The following is a 19912-nucleotide window of genomic DNA, read 5'->3' on the forward strand; positions in this document are numbered from 1 at the left end:
TGTGAGATGTTGTGAGACGGCGCCCTTCTGGGGCACCTCTCACGCTCGCTCCGCAGTAGCGGAAACAGGGCCCTGACTAGGTACTTTGCTGTAATTGATCTTGCTGTCTGAAACTCTGGGAGTGGGGCATCATGTGTCTGATCGTGGCATGAAGGCATTCCGACTGGACGAGCTGGAAGCGGAGCGTGCCGCCAATGACGGCGCGTACCTGCAATTCATACGGGAACGCAACATGTCCGTGGGGCTGTACGCCCTGGACTCGGGTGCGACCGATCCGCAGCAGCCGCACCGGCAGGACGAGGTGTACTTCGTCGTCAGCGGCCGGGCCTCGATCACCGTGGGACAGGAGACCACCCCGGTCAGCCGGGGCAGCGTCGTCTACGTACCGGCCGGAGTGCCGCACAAGTTCCATCACATCTCGGAGGACCTGCGCGTCCTGGTCGTCTTCTCACCGCCGGAGAGCTGAGTCGTAGCGGCGCTGCCCCCAGAGCGGTATCAGGGTGGGATCAGGGAGAGATCCGGGGGCGCGAGTGCCCCGTACGTGCCTTCGCGCCTCTAGCATCGAACGGGTACCACGGCTGTGTGAGGCAATCGGCGAAGCGAGGTAGGGGCAATGGCGGTTCGGGAGATGGTCACGGGGCTGCCCTGGTGGGTGAAGTGGATCGCGATCCCCGTGATCGCCGTCGTCGTGTTCGGCGGGCTGATCATGAGTGTCCTGACCTTCCTGGTCGGGCTGCTCTTCAAGGTGCTGATCTTCGTGGCTCTGGTCGGCGGACTCATCTATGTCGTACGGAAGTTCATGTCCTCGTCGTCCTCGCGTGGTGACTGGTAGGTCTGACTGCCCGTACGCCTATTAGCCCGCGCGGGGGAAAGGTGAACGGGAAACCATCCTCGGCAGCGGCCTGCCTCTAGAGTGGCAAACCCCCGCCGCTTCCTGGGAAAGACCACAGGCGATCGCCGTGGCCGTCGTGCGCCCGTTGTGCCTGTTCATGCGATCGTTTCAGGCAGGTCCAGGGTCTCTGAGGGGTCACAGGTCCGTTCCACGGTTCCGCCGGCCGCTCGGGCTCCCGGCCCAGGGCGCGGCGGGCGCGCGGGGGCGGCCCCCGCGGGCGGGTCCACGCCCGTCAGCGATGCCTGGGGGTGACCATTGGCCACTGCTACGCCAACCGTGGCTCCAACCCTGATCGGTTCGGTGCAGCGGGCGCTGCGTCTGCTGGAGTCGGTGGGCTCCCATCCGGACGGGGCGCCCGCGAAACAGCTCGCCCGCGAAGCCGGGCTGCCGCTTCCCACCGCCTACCACCTGCTGCGCACACTGGTGCACGAGGGCTACCTCCACCGCGAGAGGGGCGTCTACGTCCTGGGCGACGCGGTGCGACGGCTGGAGCGTGCCGACCTCGCCCGGGCCCGCAGGCACCGGCTCACCGAGGCCATGAACCGCTGGCGGGACCTGCTCGGTACGCCCGTCTACTTCGGGGTCTACCGCGAGGGTGAGATCGCGCTCGTCTCCGTCGCCGAGAGCCCGGCGGCCCCCGCGGTCGCTCCCTGGGCCGACTTCCGGCAGACCGCTCACGCGCACGCCCTGGGGCAGTGCCTGCTGAGCCAGCTCGACGACGCCACCCGCCGTGATCACCTGGACCGTCATCCGGTGCGCCCGCTCACCCCGCACTCCGTGCCGGGGCGCCGTGCGCTGCTCGAACGCCTCGGTTCCCTGGACCGTATGGAACCGGTCGTCGAGCGGCAGGAGTACGCGCTGGGCACCGTGTGCGCGGCCGTCCCCATCACCGTAGGCGCCACAGCTGCCGCGATGGCCATTTCTGTACCATTTCAACAGCAAGAGCGGCTTCAGCCGGCGATCGAACGATTACGTAGAGAGATCGGATCGCTACTGAACTCACTAACCTTCTCTATCAGTATCTGAAAAATTACTCCTTGTGATCTGCTAGCGCGTGCACCACGATTGCGTCAAGAGGGTCAACGGGGTTTATTCCCAGCCAATTGCTTCATCTACTCCGGAGTGCACGATGCGCGAGTCGGTCCAGGCCGAGGTCCTGATGAGCTTTCTCGTCTCCGAGGAGCTCTCGTTCCGGATCCCGGTGGAACTCCACTACGAGGTGGGCGATCCCTACGCCGTGCGGATGACCTTCCATCTGCCCGGAGACGCCCCCGTCACCTGGACCTTCGGCCGCGAGCTGCTGCTCGACGGCATCAATACGCCCAGCGGGGACGGAGATGTGCACATCGCGCCGACCGTCCCTGAGGATCTTTCCGATGTCCATATCCGTCTCCAGGTCGGCGAGGACCACGCGCTCTTCCGGGTGAGTGCCGCCCCGCTGGTGGCCTTCCTGGACCGCACCGACAGGCTGGTGCCCCTCGGCCAGGAGCGCACGCTCGGGGACTTCGAGGGCAGCCTGGAGGCGGAGCTCGGTCGCATCCTGGCCGAGGAGAACGCCGGCTGAAGCGCCGATGGCATGCCCGATCCGTCGGGACGCCGGTGACGTGGCCCGGTGTGTCAGGCGCCGATGACATGGTCCGGCGTTCGGATTCCGACGATGTGGTCCGGTGCTTCAGGGCGGGGGCGTACGGCTACCTCTTACGGCGTCGGCCACGACCGCCGGTCGTCACCCGCGCCGACGGGCTCGGTACGGACATCGCCGGTGCGCCCTCCGGGCCGACGGCGTCGCCCGCGGGCCGAGCCCCGTCCTGCCGTGCGTCCGGTGCCTTCCGGTCGGCCGAGACGACCAGTGCCGCGAGCGCCGTGGTCACCGGCACCGACGCGACCAGACCGATCGAGCCCACCAGCGTCCGTACGATCTCCTCCGCCACCAGCTCGCTGTTGGCGACCGTACCGACGCTCGACTGCGCGATCGAGAAGAGCAAGAGCAACGGCAGGGCGGCGCCCGCGTAGGCGAGGACCAGCGTATTGACCACCGAGGCGATATGGTCCCGGCCGATGCGAATCGCCGCCTTGTAGAGGGCGCGTGGGCCCATCGACGGATCCGCCTGCCGCAGCTCCCAGACCGCCGAGGTCTGGGTCACCGTCACATCGTCCAGGACCCCGAGCGAACCGATGATGACACCCGCCAGCAGCAGACCGCTCATATCGATCTCCGGGTAGAGACCGTGGATGAGACCGGTGTTGTCGTCGGTGTTCCCGGTCAGGTTCGACCAGCCTATGAACAGCGAGCCCAGCAGCCCGATCAACAGGAGCGAGATCAGGGTGCCGAGGACGGCGACCGAGGTCCGGGCTGTCACACCATGACACATGTACAGCGCGATCAGCATGATCGCACTGGCGCCGACCACGGCGACGACCAGCGGATTCGAGCCCTGGAGAATGGCCGGCAGGATGAACAGCGTCAACACGGCGAAGGAGATCGCGAGAGCGACCAGCGCCATGACTCCCCGCAGCCGCCCCACCACGACCACGGCGAGCGCGAAGAGACCCGCCAGCAGCGTCAGTGGCACCTTGCGGTTCACATCGGTGACGGAGTACTGGAGATCACGGGGAGCATCGGGCGCATAGGCCACCACAACGCCCTGTTTCACGTGAAACTGTCGGGGGGCGTCCGGCTGGACGATCTCGACAAAGGTATGTCCCTTTTCCTTGCCGCTCGTGAGCTCGATCGTCGCCTTCTTGCAGGTCCCCTTCTCCGCTTGCACGGCCTCGCGCCCCTGCGGCGTCGATGTGTCACCGGTCGAGGGAATCTGCGAAGCGTTCACGTCCTTGCAGCTGACCGACTCCAGCTGCACCACCCGCCCCTGCTCCGTCTCCCGGTCGAAACCGACACCGGTGCGCTCATGGGACGGCGCACCACCGGGCCAGAGCACGACAAGACCCGCGAGTACCGCCGCGGCAAAGGGAATCAGGACCGCCGCGATCACCTTGCGCAGGTGCTGGGAGACCGGGGCGGCCGGCCCATGGTTGTGCGAGTGGGCGTGCGGGTGGCCGTGTGTTTCGTGGGGCTGCTCGGATGGGGTCACCGACCGATCATCGCAAGAAAGCCGGGGCCCTCTGTTCAGCTCGCCCAAGATGACGTTAGCGTGGAGACACTTTGCACACGCGGGAGCTCGGAGCACCGGGCTGAGAGGGCGCTGACAGTGCGGGCCGGGGTATCCCCGGGGCCTATCGCTGCGCCGACCGCTGAACCTGTTACCGGGTAATGCCGGCGTAGGGAGTAGGTCTCATGACCACGCACAACGCACACACGCCTGCCTCCGTTGCGGAGAGCACGACGGAGAGCACGGAGCAGAGCACGGGCGGGGCCCAGAGGTCCATCGGCTGGCACAAGGGATACGTCCAGGGCTCACGCCCGGACCTCCGCGTGCCGGTCCGTAGGGTGCACCTCACCAACGGCAAGGACGTGACGCTCTACGACACGTCGGGTCCGTACACCGACCCCGCCGTCGAAACGGACGTACGCCGCGGCCTCGCTCCCCTGAGGGAGAACTGGATCACCGGACGGGGGGACACCGAGGAGTACGCGGGACGCCCGGCCCGTCCCGAGGACGACGGTCTCAAGCACACCGCGCCGCGCGGGGGGACCCTCCGGGGCGGGGCGACCGATCTGCGCGGACTGGACGCCGTCTTCCCCGGCAGGCCGCGTCAGCCACGCCGGGGCAGGAGTGGGCGGGCGGTGACACAGCTGGCCTATGCCCGGCGCGGAGAGATCACTCCGGAGATGGAGTACGCCGCGATCCGCGAGAACGTCTCCCCCGAGACGGTACGCGAGGAGATCGCAGCGGGCCGTGCCGTGCTGCCGGCCAACGTCAACCACCCGGAAATCGAGCCGATGGTCATCGGCAAGAGGTTCCTGGTGAAGGTCAACGCCAACATCGGCAACTCGGCGGTGACCTCCTCCATCGAGGAGGAGGTGGAGAAGATGACCTGGGCGACCCGCTGGGGCGCGGACACGGTCATGGACCTTTCCACCGGACGCAACATCCACACCACGCGGGAATGGGTGCTGCGCAACTCTCCCGTGCCCATCGGGACCGTTCCGCTCTACCAGGCGCTCGAAAAGGTCGACGGCAAGGCCGAGGAGCTGACCTGGGACGTCTACAAGGACACGGTCATCGAGCAGGCCGAACAGGGCGTCGACTACATGACGGTCCACGCCGGGGTCCTGCTGCGATACGTGCCGCTCACGGCGCGCCGCAAGACGGGCATCGTCTCGCGCGGCGGCTCGATCATGGCCGCGTGGTGCCTTGCCCACCACAAGGAGTCGTTCCTGTACGAGCACTTCGAGGAGTTGTGCGAGATCCTCGCCGCGTACGACGTGACCTACTCCCTGGGTGACGGTCTGCGGCCCGGTTCGATCGCGGACGCCAATGACGAGGCGCAGTTCGCCGAGTTGCGGACGCTGGGGGAGCTGAACTCGACGGCCAAGCGCATGGGCGTCCAGACGATGATCGAGGGTCCGGGTCATGTCCCGATGCACAAGATCAAGGAGAACGTCGACCTCCAGCAGGAGATCTGCGAGGAAGCGCCCTTCTACACCCTCGGGCCCCTGACGACCGATGTGGCGCCCGCGTACGACCACATCACCTCCGGTATCGGCGCGGCGATGATCGCGTGGTGGGGCACGGCGATGCTCTGCTACGTGACGCCGAAGGAACACCTGGGGCTGCCGGACCGCGACGACGTCAAGACGGGCGTCATCACGTACAAGATCGCGGCGCATGCGGCGGACCTGGCCAAGGGCCACCCGGGGGCACAGGAGTGGGACGACGCGCTCTCGGACGCGCGGTTCGAGTTCCGCTGGGAGGACCAGTTCAATCTGGCCCTCGACCCCGACACCGCCAGGGAGTTCCACGACGAGACCCTCCCGGCGGAACCGGCCAAGACGGCGCACTTCTGCTCCATGTGCGGGCCGAAATTCTGCTCGATGAAAATCTCGCAGGACATCAGGCGCAGGCACGGCGACGCCCTGGGCACGAGCGCCGGGGCCGAGAGCGGCGGTACGGAGACCGAGGAGGCCGAGATCGAGGCGGGCATGGCGGAGAAGGCCAGGGAGTTCGCGGCGGCGGGCCACCGGGTGTATCTGCCACTCGCGGACTGAGCCGGGCGCCTGACGGACCGGGTTCACCGGCCGCCGTACCGAGCCGGCTCGAACGGGACCGAGCCGGCTCAGTCCGGCTGTTTCTCCGGGCCGCCGAAGTCGGGGCTGGTGAAGTCCGGGCTGCTGAACGTCGGGCGCCGGCCGGCGGTGGAGCTCTCGCCCGGGCTGGAGAAGTCCGGACGGCTGTAGCCGATCGTCGGCAGGTTCTTCACCGACCGGGGTGGCCTGGGGGCGGCCGGGCCCGGCCCCGGGTCGGCCAGAGAGGTGCGCAGGAAGGGCAGAATGCCGCGTTCGAGCACGGCATGGCGCCATGCCTCGCGCGCGCGGCCCACCTCCTCCGGGAGTTCGCCGTTGCCGGTGCCTTCGGCCGGGACATGGGTCGGGCCGTTGCGCAGCGCCGTGATCAGCAGACCTGTCGCGGCGGCCAGGATGCCCAGGGCGGTGACGGCCGCGAAGAACCAACCGACGGAGAGCAGGCTGCCGGCGAAGGCGGGAGCCGGTCTGAGCGCCTTGAGGAGGTAGCCGACCAGCAGGAAGATCACTGCCGCGATGCCGCCGAGGACGGGCACCAGCACCGTGATGACGGCCGCGAGTCCCGCGCCGGGGCCCTCGGCCTCGGCGACGGTGCCGGCCGGCTCCGGCGACCTCTCGCGGTCCGCGCGGACCGAGCCGGAGGCGGCCGGTGAGCGGGCCTCCTCGCGGATCGCCGTGTAGTGCTCGTACTCGGCGGCGGCCGCGGTGGCGATCAGATCCGTGGCGTTCAGTGCCATCGTGCGCAACTGCTCGGCAGTGAGCCGCCGGCCGATGTCCGCGAGGTCCGGCCGTTCGTGCGCATTGCGCAGCACGTCGTCAAGGATCCGCTCGAAATCCGCCCGATCCTCGCTCTGCAGGTGCGGAGCGCTATTCATGTGCATCCCCCGGTACTCCGTAGGGCCGGACCGCCGGTGAGGACCGGGCAGTTGGCGGAAACGGAGGAGAGCCTGCTACGGATAGGCCGATGGTAGAGCGGGTTTGGCATGCGGTGACAGGGGGTTTGCTGAATTCACCTGTCGCACGCCGATTCAGTTGCCCAACGGAAGCCGTACGACCAGCAGTTTCCCGGCCATCGTCACACCACCGTCCATCGCGATGGCAAGTCCGTCGGCATATACGTGCGGCCCTTCCACCACCGGCCCGGTGTCGTCTTCGTCATCCGAAGCGTCTTCTGTGCCGACTTCGCCGAGCAGATAGGGAATCGGGCTGTGCCCGTGGACGACCCGCCGTCCGCCGTACTGCGAGAGCAGCCGTTGAACGGCCTCCGGGCCGCCTTCGTCGCGAAACGCGAAGCGTTTGGTGAGTTTGCGGAACAAATCCCAGCATTCGTCGATGTCATTGCGCGTCAGGATCTGATGGACGGTGTCATTGACGTCGTCGATGCTGGACCCGTAGTCCAGGTAGGCGGTCGTGTCGGAGTGCATCAGCAGATGCCCGTCCTCCTCGACGACCGCGTCCAGCCGGGACATCCACTGGAGATGGACGTCCTGGAGGCGCTCCATGTCGGTCCGCTGGCCGCCGTTGAGGAGCCAGGCGGCCTGGAAAGTCGCCGTCCCGGCGTGGGAGTTGACTTCGGTGTTGCCGAATCGCTTGGCACCGATCAGCAGCAGCTCGTGATTGCCCATCAGCGCCTTGCAGTAGCCGCCGGCCGCCGCCGCCTCGGCGGAGAGCCGCATCACGAGGTCGATGACGCCGATGCCGTCGGGGCCGCGGTCGGTGAAGTCGCCGAGGAACCACAGCCGCGCGTTGCCCGCCGCCCAGTGCCCTTCGGCGTCGATGAGCCTCTGCGCGGCCAGGGCGGCGACGAGTTCGTCGAGATAGCCGTGGACGTCACCGACGACATAGAGCGGCCCCTGGCCGTCGGTCTCGGGCGACTCGGCGGGCGCCGGAATCGGAGCCGTCGGCAGCTTGACGGTGTCCCCGCGGTTGATCACCGGGAGGTCGCGCTCGGTGGGCGTGTAGCCCTCCGGCGGTTCGTCGTGCGGGATGGCGTTGCCCGGGTGCACGGCCGGGCCACCGGCCGTGGGGCCGAGTTGCCCGGGCTGTCCGGACCCCACGGGAACCTGGGCGTACGGCGGTACGCGGAAATCGCGCAACGTCGCCGTTCGCACCACGGGTCCCTGACCGGCCCCCTGTGTCATCGACCCCTCCACCACCGTCGCACCGCCGTACACCGCTCGGTCCCGCCCGGCCGGTCGGAGGTGAGCCCACCGGCGATAAGGCAAGGTCTGTGGTGTCGTGCGCCCATCATAGGAATGCCGCTCGTCCTGTGTGACGCACCAGGGGTGGTGAATCCGATCGCACCTCCGGATCAGCGGCTGTTTTTCTCGCCTATCGCCCGAAATGCGAGAGGCCTGGTTCCGGAAAGTGCTCGTGCGGGCTCGTACGGCCGGGCTCGTACGGGCGTGCCGGGGCGTGCCGGACGATCGCCGGACGACCGGTACCGGACCGTTCGCCTCAGTCGCTGGTCGGGGTCCGGGGAGCGCTCACCGTGGTGCGCGGCGGGCGCCGTTGCGACGAGGTACGGACGATCAGTTCGGTCGGTATGACCTGTTCCACCGGCCGGTCGGTCTCCAGCCCCTCGATCGCGTCGATGAGCAGTTGGACGACGGCGGTTCCGATACGGCGGGGCTTGAGCGAGAGCGTTGTGATCGGCGGCTCGGTGGAGGCGTACACGGTCGACTCGCTGCAACAGACGAGCAGCAGGTCTTCCGGTACGCGCAGTCCGTAGCGCCTGGCCGCGGCCAGCAGGTCGGTCCCGTTGGGATCGAAGAGCCCGTAGACGGCGTCGGGACGGTCGGGGCGGGCCAGCAGCCGGTCCGCGGCGACAGCGCCGGCGCACGGGTCGTGGGCGGGGTAGGACTCGTAGACCGGGTCCTGCCCGACACGCTCGCACCAGTGCAGGTACGCACTGGTGGAAAGCCGGGTGTAGGTGTCCGTGGTGGTGCCGGTGAGCAGTCCGATACGGCGGGCCCCGGCCGCGGCCAGGTGGTCGAGCAGATCGAGGACGGCCTTCTCGTGGTCGTTGTCCACCCAGGCGGTGACGGGGAGGGAGCCCGCGGGCCGGCCGTCCGAGACGACGGGCAGGCCCTGGCGGACGAGTTCGGTGACGACCGGGTCGTGATCCGAGGGGTCGATGACGACGGTGCCGTCGAGGGCGACGTTCGACCACACGTCGTGGCGGGAGGTGGCGGGGAGGATGACGAGGGCGTAGCCGCGGGCGAGCGCGGCGGAGGTCGCGGCCCTGGCCATCTCCGCGAAGTAGGCGAACTCGGTGAAGGTGAAAGGTTCATCCCCGTACGTCGTCACGGTCAGACCGATCAGGCCCGACTTGCCGGTACGGAGGGTGCGCGCCGCGGCGGACGGCCGGTAGCCGAGGCGCTCGGCCACCTCCCGGACGTGGCGCCGCGTGGCGTCGGGTAACCGCCCCTTGCCGTTGAGCGCGTCGGAGACAGTCGTGATGGAGACACCGGCGGCGGCGGCCACGTCACGGATGCCCGCCCGACCTTGCCGGTTTCCCCGGCGGGATGTGTCCGTCCGGCTCACCTGGTGCTTCCCTGCTGCTGTCATGGCGAGCCGATAGTAGGGCTCGGGCGGGTGGTAAGGATGGTCGCATATGCACCCTCGCGCAGGCACGTTTCTGCATGATCGAAAACGGTCAACCGCCTTGGAAGGAACGGGCGTTAGGGTGAGTGGCTGTGGTCTGCCATGCCACTGGCTGGATGGACCTGTTGCATGCCCCATGTTTCGAAGAGGTCTCAACTCACCTCTACGGGCGACGCGCACCAGGGCGTGAGGCACCGGCGCACGTGACGAGGAGCAGTGCTCCCCCTGGCGCGGAGGCCCGGAGCGGCGGCTTGGAGCGGCGGCTTGGAGCGGTGGCCCGGCGCGGTGGCCCGGAGCCGAGATCGCGGGGTTCTCGCCGAGGACCTGCCGCCGGACGGGCCGCTCGCTCCCGCGCTTCCCGTCCTTCCGGGCCCGCCGGGTACGTTCGTGCCCGGCGTTCTCGGGGGGAACGAATCCTCATAAGGTGAGCAGTATTGAAGCGGGAAGTGGTACGACCCGGTGAACACCCGAGGAGGAGGACCTGCGGTGAGCGAGACGAGCCCCAGACTGCGCGGCGAGCTGGACGGCATCCCCACGTACAAGCCGGGGAAACCGGCCGCGTCCGGCGGGCCCGTCGCGTACAAGCTGTCCTCCAACGAGAACCCCTACCCGCCGCTCCCCGGGGTGATGGAGCAGGCGGTGTCGGCCGCCGGGGTGTTCAACCGCTACCCGGACATGGCCTGCACCGGTCTGATGAACGAGCTCGCCGACCGCTTCGGGGTGCCGCACGCCCATCTGGCGACCGGCACCGGATCGGTGGGGGTCGCCCAGCAGCTGATCCAGGCCACGGCGGGCCCCGGTGACGAGGTCATGTATGCCTGGCGCTCCTTCGAGGCGTACCCGATCATCACGCAGATCTCCGGAGCGGCCTCCATACAGGTGCCGCTGACCGCCGGGGAGGAACACGATCTGGACGCGATGGCCGACGCGATCACGGAGCGGACCCGGCTGATCTTCGTCTGCAACCCCAACAATCCGACCGGCACGGTGGTGCGCAGGGCCGAGCTGGAACGGTTCCTCGACCGGGTGCCGGGCGACGTGCTGGTGGTCCTGGACGAGGCCTACCGCGAGTTCATCCGGGACTCCGAGGTGCCGGACGGGATCGACCTCTACCGCGACCGCCCGAACGTCGCCGTGCTGCGCACCTTCTCCAAGGCGTACGGACTGGCCGGGCTGCGGGTCGGCTTCGCCGTCGCCCATGAGCCGGTGGCCACCGCGCTGCGGAAGACCGCGGTGCCCTTCGGTGTGAGCCAGATCGCCCAGGAGGCCGCGATCGCCTCGCTGCGGGCCGAGGACGAACTGCTCGGACGCGTCGGCACCCTGGTGACGGAGCGCGACCGGGTGCGTCGGAGTCTGATCGGACAGGGCTGGACCGTGGCCGAGACGCAGGCGAATTTCGTATGGCTGCGGCTCGGTGAGCGCACCCTCGACTTCGCGGCGGCCTGCGAGGCGGCGGGCGTGGTCGTACGGCCGTTCGCGGGTGAGGGGGTCCGGGTCACGATCGGTGAGATGGAGGCAAACGACATCTTCCTCCAGGTGGCGGGTGCGTTCCGCAAGGAGGCCTGACCGGCCGGCCGGGGTGCGGTGAGTCGGCCGGAGCGCTGTGACCGGTCACTGAGGGCGGCTCGTTTTCGGGCCGCCCTCTTGACGTCTCACGGCCGGGATGCTTATAGGCACCCCCCGTGAAGATCGGCCGAATGGGTGCGCCATAATGCTTGTGAATGTGAACGCGTTCACAAGCTGGCCCGATTTCTGTCGCTACGTCCAGGACGAAAGGGGCGAGCTGCCGCAGCACCACGGCGAAGTAAGGAGAAACGACGTGGACCTCGCTCTGGCGCCGGAGACCCTGGCGCGATGGCAGTTCGGCATCACGACCGTCTACCACTTCCTCTTCGTCCCCTTGACGATCTCGCTCGCGGCCCTGACGGCGGGACTGGAGACCGCCTGGGTCCGCACGGGGAATCCGAAGTACCTCAGGGCCACCAAGTTCTGGGGCAAGCTGTTCCTGATCAACATCGCGATGGGTGTCGTGACGGGCATCGTGCAGGAGTTCCAGTTCGGGATGAACTGGTCCGACTACTCGCGCTTCGTGGGTGACATCTTCGGAGCCCCGCTCGCCTTCGAGGCGCTGATCGCGTTCTTCTTCGAGTCCACCTTCATCGGTCTGTGGATCTTCGGCTGGGACAAGCTGCCCAAGAAGATCCACCTGGCCTGCATATGGATGGTCTCGATCGGAACGATCCTCTCGGCGTACTTCATCCTGGCCGCGAACTCCTGGATGCAGCACCCGGTCGGGTACCGCATCAACAAGGAAGCCGGCCGGGCCGAGCTCACGGACTTCTGGGCGGTGCTCACCCAGAACACGGCGCTCGCCCAGTTCTTCCACACGATCACCGCCGCCTTCCTCGTCGGTGGTGCCTTCATGGTCGGCATCGCGGCCTTCCACCTGGCCCGCAAGAAGCACATACCGGTGATGAGGACCTCGCTGCGCCTCGGTCTGGTGACCGTCGTCATCGCGGGCATGCTCACCGCCATCAGCGGTGACAGGCTCGGCAAGATCATGTACCAGCAGCAGCCGATGAAGATGGCCGCGGCGGAGGCGCTGTGGGACGGCCAGGCCCCCGCGCCGTTCTCCGTCTTCGCGTACGGGGACGTCGACGAGGGCCACAACAAGGTCGCCATCGAGATCCCCGGACTGCTCTCCTTCCTCGCCAACGACGACTTCACCTCGCACGTGCCCGGCATCAACGACATCAACAAGGCCGAGCAGGAGAAGTACGGTCCCGGCGACTACCGGCCCAACATCCCCGTCGCCTACTGGGGCTTCCGCTGGATGATCGGCTTCGGCATGGCGTCCTTCGGCATAGGGCTGCTCGGCCTCTGGCTGACCCGCAGGAAGTTCCTGCTGCCACCGGCCCTGCGGACGGGCGAGGACGAGGTGCCGAATCTGGTGCTCTTCCGGAACACGGCACTCAGCCCCAAGTTCGCGCGGCTCTACTGGATCGTCGCCCTCTGGACGCTGCTCTTCCCGCTGATCGCCAACTCCTGGGGCTGGATCTTCACCGAGACCGGACGCCAGCCGTGGGTCGTGTACGGAGTGCTGCGCACCGCCGACGCGGTTTCCCCCGGCGTCTCCCAGGCCGAAGTGCTGATTTCGATGACCGTCTTCACGCTGCTGTACGCCATCCTCGCCGTCGTCGAGGTCAGGCTGATGGTCAAGTACATCAAGGCCGGGCCGCCGGAGCTCACGGAAGCCGATCTCAACCCGCCCACCCGGATCGGCGGCGATCCCGCGGACGCCGACCGTCCGATGGCCTTCTCGTACTGAGGAGCTGAGGAGCAATGGAACTCCACGACGTCTGGTTCGTCCTGATCGCCGTCCTGTGGATCGGCTACTTCTTCCTCGAAGGGTTCGATTTCGGGATCGGCGTCCTGACCAAGCTGCTCGCCCGCGACCGCAAGGAGCGGCGCGTGCTGATCAACACCATCGGGCCCGTCTGGGACGGCAATGAGGTCTGGCTGCTCAGCGCGGGCGGCGCGACCTTCGCCGCGTTCCCCGAGTGGTACGCGACGCTCTTCTCGGGCTTCTACCTGCCGCTGTTGCTGATCCTCGTCTGCCTGATCGTGCGGGGCGTGGCCTTCGAGTACCGGGCCAAGCGGCCCGAGGAGAACTGGCAGCGCAACTGGGAGAACGCGATCTTCTGGACCTCGCTGATCCCCGCCGTGCTGTGGGGTGTCGCCTTCGGCAACATCGTGCGGGGCGTGAAGATCGACGCGCAGATGGAATACGTCGGCAGTGTCGCGGACCTGCTCAACCCGTACGCGCTCCTGGGCGGGCTGGTGACTCTGGCCCTCTTCACCTTCCACGGCACGGTCTTCGCCGGGCTGAAGACGGTCGGCGAGATACGGGCGCGGGCCAGGAAGCTGGCACTGGTGCTGGGACCGGTCACCGCCGTACTGGCGCTGGGGTTCCTGCTCTGGACCCAGTACGGTCACGGTGACGGCGCGAGCCTGGTGGCCTTGATCGTCGCCGTGGTGGCACTGGTGGGTGCGATCGGAGCCATCGGTGCCGGACGCGAGGGCTGGTCGTTCATGCTCTCCGGGGTGACGATCGTGGCGGCCGTCGCGATGCTCTTCCTCACGCTCTTCCCGAACGTCATGCCGTCCTCGCTCAACGAGGCATGGAACCTGACGGTGACGAACGCCTCCTCGACCCCGTACACGCTCAAGATCATGACATGGTGCGCGGCGATCGCGACGCCGCTCGTGATGCTCTACCAGGGCTGGACGTACTGGGTGTTCCGGAAGCGGATCGGTACGCAGCACATAGCCGACGCGTAGGAGTAGGTGTTTCACGTGAAACCAATCGACCCGCGCCTGCTCCGGTACGCCCGGGCCACCCGCTTCTTCCTGGCGGCATCCGTGGCCCTCGGACTGGCCGGAGCGGGGCTGGTCGTCGCCCAGGCGATGCTGATCGCCGAGGTGGTGGTGGGCGCGTTCCAGCGTGGTTCCGGCGTCTCCGACCTGAGCACTCCCCTGCTTCTGTTGGCAGGGGTCGCCGTGGGGCGGGGCGTGGTCTCCTGGCTGACGGAACTGGCCGCCCACCGGGCCAGCGCCTCGGTCAAGTCCGAACTGCGCGGACGGCTGCTGGACCGGGCGGCTGAGCTGGGACCCGGCTGGCTCAGCGGCATGCGCACCGGCTCGCTGGTGGCGCTCGCCACACGCGGCGTCGACGCCCTGGACGACTACTTCGCGCGCTATCTTCCTCAGCTGGGGCTCGCAGTGGTGGTGCCGGTCGCGGTCCTGGCGCGCATCGTCACCGAGGACTGGGTTTCGGCGGCCGTCATCGTGGTGACCCTGCCACTGATCCCGATGTTCATGGTGCTCATCGGCTGGGCCACTCAATCCCGGATGGACCGGCAGTGGCGGCTGCTGTCCCGGCTGTCCGGTCACTTCCTGGATGTGGTCGCCGGCCTGCCGACCCTCAAGGTCTTCGGCCGGGCCAAGGCACAGGCCGAGTCGATCCGTTCGATCACTTCGGAGTACCGCCGGGCCACCCTGCGCACGCTGCGGATCGCCTTCCTCTCCTCCTTCGCGCTGGAACTGCTCTCGACGCTGTCCGTGGCGCTGGTCGCCGTCGGGATCGGGATGCGGCTCGTGCACGGCGACCTCGATCTGTACACCGGTCTGGTGGTCCTGGTCCTCGCACCCGAGGCGTACCTGCCGATCCGGCAGGTCGGAGCGCAGTACCACGCGGCGGCCGAGGGCCTCTCGGCCGCCGAGGAGATCTTCACGGTCCTGGAGACCGAGCCCGTGGCGGCGGGCGGAACGGCTGAGGTGCCCGCGACGCCGCGCCTGGAGCTGGACGGGGTGACGGTCCGCCACCGAGGACGGTCGGAGCCGTCACTGGATTCCGCCTCCCTGACGGTCGAGCCGGGGGAGACGGTCGCACTCGTCGGACCGAGCGGTATCGGAAAGACCACCCTGCTCGATGTGGTGCTCGGGTTCGCCGTACCGGAGAAGGGCCGGGTACGGGTGGACGGCCGGGATCTGGCGTCCCTGGACCCGGAGCGCTGGCGGGAGCGGATCGCCTGGGTCCCTCAGCAGCCGTACCTCTTCGCTGGGACGATCGCCGAGAACGTGCGCCTCGCCCGGCCGGACGCGGACGCGGACGCGGTACGGACGGCGCTGCGCGACGCGGGTGCCGACGTGTTCGTGGCCGGGCTGCCCGACGGGGTGGACACGGTCCTCGGCGAGGACGGTGCGGGGCTCTCCGCCGGGCAGCGGCAACGGCTGGCGCTGGCCCGCGCCTTTCTCGCCGACCGGCCGCTGCTGCTGCTGGACGAGCCGACGGCGGCGCTCGACGGAGAGACCGAGGCGGGGATCGTCGAGGCCGTACGGCGGCTCGCGAGGGGCCGTACGGTCCTGCTGGTCGTCCACCGGCCGGCGCTGCTCGCGGTGGCGGACCGGGTGGTCGCCCTGCCGGAGCGTACGGCGCCGGACGGGACGGCCGTGGGGGCGGTACGGGCGGCGGCGACGCCGGTGGACCCGGAACGGGGCCCGCGCGACGACGGCGCGGACGAGGCGTGGCGCGGAGCCCCGTACGAGGAGTTCCCGCGCGAGGACTTCCCGTACGAGGAGTCCGAGCACGAGGAGTCCCGGCGCGCGAAGTCCCAGTACGAGGAGTCCCCGGACTCCTCGTACGAGGAGTTCCGGCGCGGAGAGGCCGGCCCAGCCCGGGACCCGCTGGCCCGGATGCGGGCCGCCGCCGGGCCACTGCGCGGGCGCTTCCTGCTCGCGCTGCTCCTCGGGAGCTGCGCACTCGCCTCCGCCGTCGGACTCATGGCGGTCTCCGGCTGGCTGATCTCCCGGGCCTCCCAGGAACCCCCCGTTCTCTACTTGATGATCGCGGTCACCGCGACCCGCGCCTTCGGTATCGGCCGGGCGGTCTTCCGGTACGCCGAGCGGCTCGTGTCCCATGACGCGGTGCTCAGGATGCTCGCCGATCTGCGAGTCTCCGTGTACCGGCGGCTGGAGCGGATCGCGCCGGCCGGACTGCGTGTGACCAGGCGCGGTGACCTGCTTTCCCGGCTGGTCGCCGACGTGGACGAACTTCAGGACTACTGGCTGCGATGGCTGCTCCCGGTCGGCACCGCGCTGCTCGTCGGCGTGGGCACCGTCGGATTCACCGCGTGGCTGCTGCCGGAAGCGGGCGCCGTACTGGCCGTGGGCCTGCTCCTCGCGGGGCTGGGCGTGCCGCTCCTGAGCGGCGCCTGCGCCCGCCGGACCGAGCGCCAACTGGCTCCGGCGCGCGGCATGCTCGCCACCCGGATCGTCGATCTGTTGCGGGGCACCGCCGAGCTGACCGTCACGGGCGCGCTCGGACGCCGGATGCGCGAGGTGCGCGCGGCCGACGGGACGCTGACGGCCATCGCCTCGCGCGGCGCGACCGCGCTGGCGCTCGGCGGCGGACTCTCCGCCCTGGTCGCCGGGGTGACCGTGGCCGCGTCGGCGGTCGTCGGCGTCCAGGCCGTGCACGACGGGCGGCTCGCGGGCGTCGGACTGGCCGTGATCGTCCTGACCCCGCTCGCTGCCTTCGAGGCGGTCAGCGGCCTCCCCCTGGCGGTGCGGTACCGGCAGCGCTCCCGGCGCGGTGCCGAGCGGCTGTGCGAGGTGCTGGACGCTCCCGTACCCGTACGGGAACCGGCGCGGCCGGAGGGTCCGGACGGCGGTCCGGGACAGCCGGAAGGGGCGCGACGGGCGGCCGGGACTCCCGTGTCGCCGTTCCCGCTGGAGGTGCGGAACCTGGCTGCCCGGCACGCGGGACAGACGCGGGACGCGCTCAGCGGTTTCGACCTGACCCTGACGGCGGGCAAGAGGGTGGCGGTCGTCGGTCCGTCCGGCTCCGGCAAGACCACCCTCGCCCAGGTGCTGCTGCGCTTCCTGGACGCACGTGAGGGCGGTTGCCGTCTCGGAGGGACGGACACGACCAGGCTGGACGGCGACACCGTGCGGCGCTTCGTCGGGCTGTGCGCCCAGGACGCGCACCTCTTCGACAGTTCCGTACGGGAGAACCTGAGGCTCGCCCGCACGGACGCGACCGATGCGGAACTGCGTGACGCGCTGCGCCGCGCCCGGCTGCTCGACTGGGCCGACAGCCTGCCCGCCGGGCTGGACACGCTGGTCGGTGAGCACGGCGCCCGGCTCTCCGGGGGCCAGCGGCAGCGGTTGGCACTGGCCCGCGCGCTGCTCGCCGACTTCCCCGTGCTGATCCTGGACGAGCCCGCGGAACATCTGGACCTGGCCACGGCGGACGCGCTGACGGCCGATCTGCTGGCGGCGACCGAGGGCCGGACGACGCTGCTCATCACGCACCGGCTGCAAGGGCTCGACTCGGTGGACGAGGTGATCGTGCTCGACGAGGGGCGGACCGTACAGCGCGGTCCGTACGGTCAATTGGCCGCCGTGGACGGGCCGCTGCGACGCATGCTGGAGCGGGAGCGCGCGGGTGACCTGCTCGGCGCGCGGCGGGTCGCGGACGCCGTCGCGATCGACGCGTAGAACGGGCAGCAGCAGCGGCTGGGACAGGAGCATCGGCAGGAGCAGCGGCTGGGCGCGTGGGAGCCCAGGGGCGCGCATGTGCCGGGGCCCACCGCACCCGAGGTCGACTTTCCCTGCCAAAGGGGACTTACTACCCTCTGGGTATGGACGCGTCCGAATCCGAGGACCCGTGCGACGCGGCCGCACGCGCGACCGGCGCCCTGGATGATCTGTCCGCCGGGACCACCGCGCGGGTGCCTCAGGTGCTGGAGGCGATGTACGCGGTGGGCGCCGGCCGCGGGCTGCGCTCCGTCCTGGGCCGGATCTGTGAGAGCGCGGCCGAGCTGACCGGTGCCGGGTACGCGGCGATCGGCATCGTCGACGAGGACGGCGAGGGCCTGTCCGACTTCGTCACGTACGGAATCGGCGAGGACGTCGCCCGGCGCATCGGACGGTGGCCGGACGGACGCGGCGGCCTCCTCGGCGCGCTGATCAGGGACGCCGAGCCGATCCGGCTGGCCGATCTGACGACCGATACGCGCGCGGTGGGGTTTCCGCCGGGACATCCGCCGATGAGGGCGTTCCTGGGGGTTCCGATCCGGGGCCGGGACAAGGTGTTCGGCAACCTGTACGTGACGGAGAAGTCGGGGCGGCCGGGGAAGCCCGGGAGCCCCGAGCGGTCGGAGCCGGCGGTGACACCCAAGAGCCCGGAGTCACCCGAGGGCCCGGGGTCGCCCGAGGGCCCGGGGTCGCCCGAGGGCCCGGGGGCACCCGCGAGTCCGGACTCGCCTCGGACCCGGAGCCCGGAGTCGCCCGAGGCGCCGACGGAACCGACGGGCGTCCCGGCCGGGCCCGCGTTCAGTACCCATGATCTGCGCCTGCTGCGCGTCCTGGCGTCCGAGGCCGGGATCGCCATCGGCAACGCCCGGCTGTACGAGGCCGTCCGCCAGCGGGAACGGTGGATCGACGGATCGGTGGCGGTCACCACCGCGCTGCTGTCCGGCGGTGCTGCCGATGACGCGCTCCTGGTGGTCGCGGAGCAGGCCCGCCGGCTGTCGGATTCTGCCTTGGGCGTGGTGATGCTGCGGACCCCGGACGGCGGTCTGGAGGTGGTGGCCGCCTCTCCCGACCACCCGACCGTCAGGGTCGGTCGTCGCTTCCCGGCACAGGGCCCGGTCACGGCGACGCTGCTCTCCGGAGAGTCCGTGTTCGTGGACGACATCGCCACCGATCCGCGCATGAAGGCCGGGCCGGCCGACGGGCTCGGACCGATCATGCTGCTGCCGCTGCGTACCGACGGACGGGTGCTCGGCGCCTTGGCCATGCCCCGTGAGCGGGGCGCGCGCCGGTTCGGCGAGACGGAACGCGGTCTGGCCGACCGGTTCGCCGCACAGGCTGCGCTGGCGCTGCGGATGGCCGAGGCACAGCGCGACCGGGAGCGGCTGGCCGTTCTGGAGGACCGCGACCGGATCGCCCGTGACCTCCACGACCTCGTCATCCAGCGGTTGTTCGCGACCGGCCTGATGCTGGCGGGCGCCCAGCGCGGCCCGGTCGGGGCTGAGGTGTACCAAGGCATCGACAAGGCGGTGGACGATCTGGACGTGACCATCCAGGAGATCCGTACGGCGATCTTCGCGTTGCAGCGGGCACCGGCCGAGACCCCGTCAGGGGTGCGGGCCCGGGTATTGCGGGAGATCTCGATGGCGGCGGAGCCCCTGGGCTTCCGGCCCGTCCACCGGTTCGTGGGCCCGGTCGACTCGATCGGCGAAGCCGCCGGGAGGAATCTGGTCGCCGCCCTGCGCGAGGCGCTCTCCAACGCCTTCCGGCACGCGCGGGCCACTCGTGTCGAGGTCGTCGTCGACGCGACCGCCCGGCTCGCGGACGGCCGTCGCGCGGTCCGGCTGACCGTCGCGGACGACGGGGTGGGCATGGCGCCCGGCGGGCGGCGCAGCGGGCTGCGCAATCTGCGTCGCAGGGCCGAGTCGCTGGGCGGATCGAGCACGTACGAGGAGGGGCTGGGGGACGGCGGGACGACGGTGGTGTGGGAAGCACCGCTGTGACGCGATCCGCCGCGGCAGGGTCACGGGCGCCGCGCCGTAGCGCATGACCCGCGGCTGGGGCACTGACCCGTATGCCGTGGCCCCGGCCGTTCCCCCGGCGGTCCCCCCGGCCCT

14 protein-coding genes and 1 riboswitch are annotated in these 19912 nt (G+C 69.7%); of the genes, 10 read left to right on the forward strand and 4 right to left on the reverse strand.

The features are described 5' to 3' along the window. Nucleotides 1-148: 148 nt before the first annotated feature. The 4 genes from IG02_RS0110300 to IG02_RS0110315 all read left to right on the forward strand — a co-directional run bounded on the left by IG02_RS0110300 (nucleotide 149) and on the right by IG02_RS0110315 (nucleotide 2456). A complete protein-coding gene (locus tag IG02_RS0110300) occupies nucleotides 149-466 on the forward strand; it encodes a cupin domain-containing protein (protein ID WP_030744523.1) in 318 nt (105 codons plus the stop codon). Between the two features lie 147 nt (nucleotides 467-613). Beyond that, a complete protein-coding gene (locus IG02_RS0110305; RefSeq protein ID WP_030744526.1) occupies nucleotides 614-832 on the forward strand; it encodes a DUF5326 family protein in 219 nt (72 codons plus the stop codon). Nucleotides 833-1147: 315 nt separating this feature from the next. Next, nucleotides 1148-1918, forward strand: a complete 771-nt coding sequence (locus IG02_RS0110310; RefSeq protein WP_199813989.1) for an IclR family transcriptional regulator — start codon at nucleotides 1148-1150, stop codon at nucleotides 1916-1918. Nucleotides 1919-2021: 103 nt separating this feature from the next. Next, on the forward strand, nucleotides 2022-2456 hold the full coding sequence (locus IG02_RS0110315) for an SsgA family sporulation/cell division regulator (protein WP_030744530.1): 435 nt from the start codon (nucleotides 2022-2024) through the stop codon (nucleotides 2454-2456). A 127-nt stretch (nucleotides 2457-2583) separates the two neighbouring features. On the opposite strand, the gene IG02_RS0110320 is transcribed toward IG02_RS0110315, so the two are convergent. Further along, complete coding sequence (locus tag IG02_RS0110320; RefSeq protein ID WP_030744532.1) at nucleotides 2584-3981, reverse strand: YibE/F family protein; 1398 nt, start codon at nucleotides 3979-3981, stop codon at nucleotides 2584-2586. A 69-nt stretch (nucleotides 3982-4050) separates the two neighbouring features. Next, nucleotides 4051-4192, forward strand: a riboswitch (TPP riboswitch). Between IG02_RS0110320 and thiC the strand changes: the two genes are divergently transcribed. Beyond that, on the forward strand, nucleotides 4185-6059 hold the full coding sequence (gene thiC / locus IG02_RS0110325) for a phosphomethylpyrimidine synthase ThiC (protein WP_030744535.1): 1875 nt from the start codon (nucleotides 4185-4187) through the stop codon (nucleotides 6057-6059). (Overlaps the previous riboswitch by 8 nt.) Nucleotides 6060-6127: 68 nt before the next feature. Here thiC and IG02_RS0110330 read toward each other — a convergent pair whose 3' ends face one another. The 3 genes from IG02_RS0110330 to IG02_RS0110340 form a co-directional block, all read right to left on the reverse strand. Then, entirely contained in the window at nucleotides 6128-6973 is an 846-nt protein-coding gene (locus tag IG02_RS0110330; RefSeq protein WP_030744537.1) for a membrane protein, read from the reverse strand. A 147-nt stretch (nucleotides 6974-7120) separates the two neighbouring features. Next, complete coding sequence (locus tag IG02_RS0110335; RefSeq protein WP_267958498.1) at nucleotides 7121-8248, reverse strand: metallophosphoesterase; 1128 nt, start codon at nucleotides 8246-8248, stop codon at nucleotides 7121-7123. A gap of 301 nt (nucleotides 8249-8549) precedes the next feature. Further along, nucleotides 8550-9662, reverse strand: coding sequence for a LacI family DNA-binding transcriptional regulator (locus IG02_RS0110340; protein ID WP_078854353.1), 1113 nt, complete (start codon nucleotides 9660-9662; stop codon nucleotides 8550-8552). A gap of 522 nt (nucleotides 9663-10184) precedes the next feature. Here IG02_RS0110340 and hisC point away from each other — a divergent pair. From hisC to IG02_RS39085, 5 genes are all read left to right on the forward strand, one after another. After that, entirely contained in the window at nucleotides 10185-11264 is a 1080-nt protein-coding gene (gene hisC / locus IG02_RS0110345) for a histidinol-phosphate transaminase (RefSeq protein WP_030744544.1), read from the forward strand. Nucleotides 11265-11517: 253 nt separating this feature from the next. Further along, nucleotides 11518-13026 carry a cytochrome ubiquinol oxidase subunit I gene (locus tag IG02_RS0110350; RefSeq protein WP_030744546.1) on the forward strand — a complete coding sequence of 503 codons (1509 nt, stop codon included), beginning with the start codon at nucleotides 11518-11520 and terminating at the stop codon, nucleotides 13024-13026. Nucleotides 13027-13040: 14 nt separating this feature from the next. Further along, the gene (cydB, locus tag IG02_RS0110355) at nucleotides 13041-14039 is read left to right on the forward strand and encodes a cytochrome d ubiquinol oxidase subunit II (protein ID WP_030744547.1); all 999 of its coding nucleotides are present in this window, start codon (nucleotides 13041-13043) and stop codon (nucleotides 14037-14039) included. Nucleotides 14040-14054: 15 nt separating this feature from the next. Continuing rightward, nucleotides 14055-17759 carry a thiol reductant ABC exporter subunit CydD gene (cydD, locus tag IG02_RS0110360; RefSeq protein ID WP_037802658.1) on the forward strand — a complete coding sequence of 1235 codons (3705 nt, stop codon included), beginning with the start codon at nucleotides 14055-14057 and terminating at the stop codon, nucleotides 17757-17759. A 143-nt stretch (nucleotides 17760-17902) separates the two neighbouring features. Then, complete coding sequence (locus IG02_RS39085) at nucleotides 17903-19798, forward strand: GAF domain-containing protein (RefSeq protein ID WP_030744551.1); 1896 nt, start codon at nucleotides 17903-17905, stop codon at nucleotides 19796-19798. The last annotated feature ends 114 nt before the right edge of the window (nucleotides 19799-19912 follow it).

This window comes from Streptomyces sp. NRRL F-5135 (assembly GCF_000719775.1).
Taxonomy (GTDB): domain Bacteria; phylum Actinomycetota; class Actinomycetes; order Streptomycetales; family Streptomycetaceae; genus Streptomyces; species Streptomyces hebeiensis.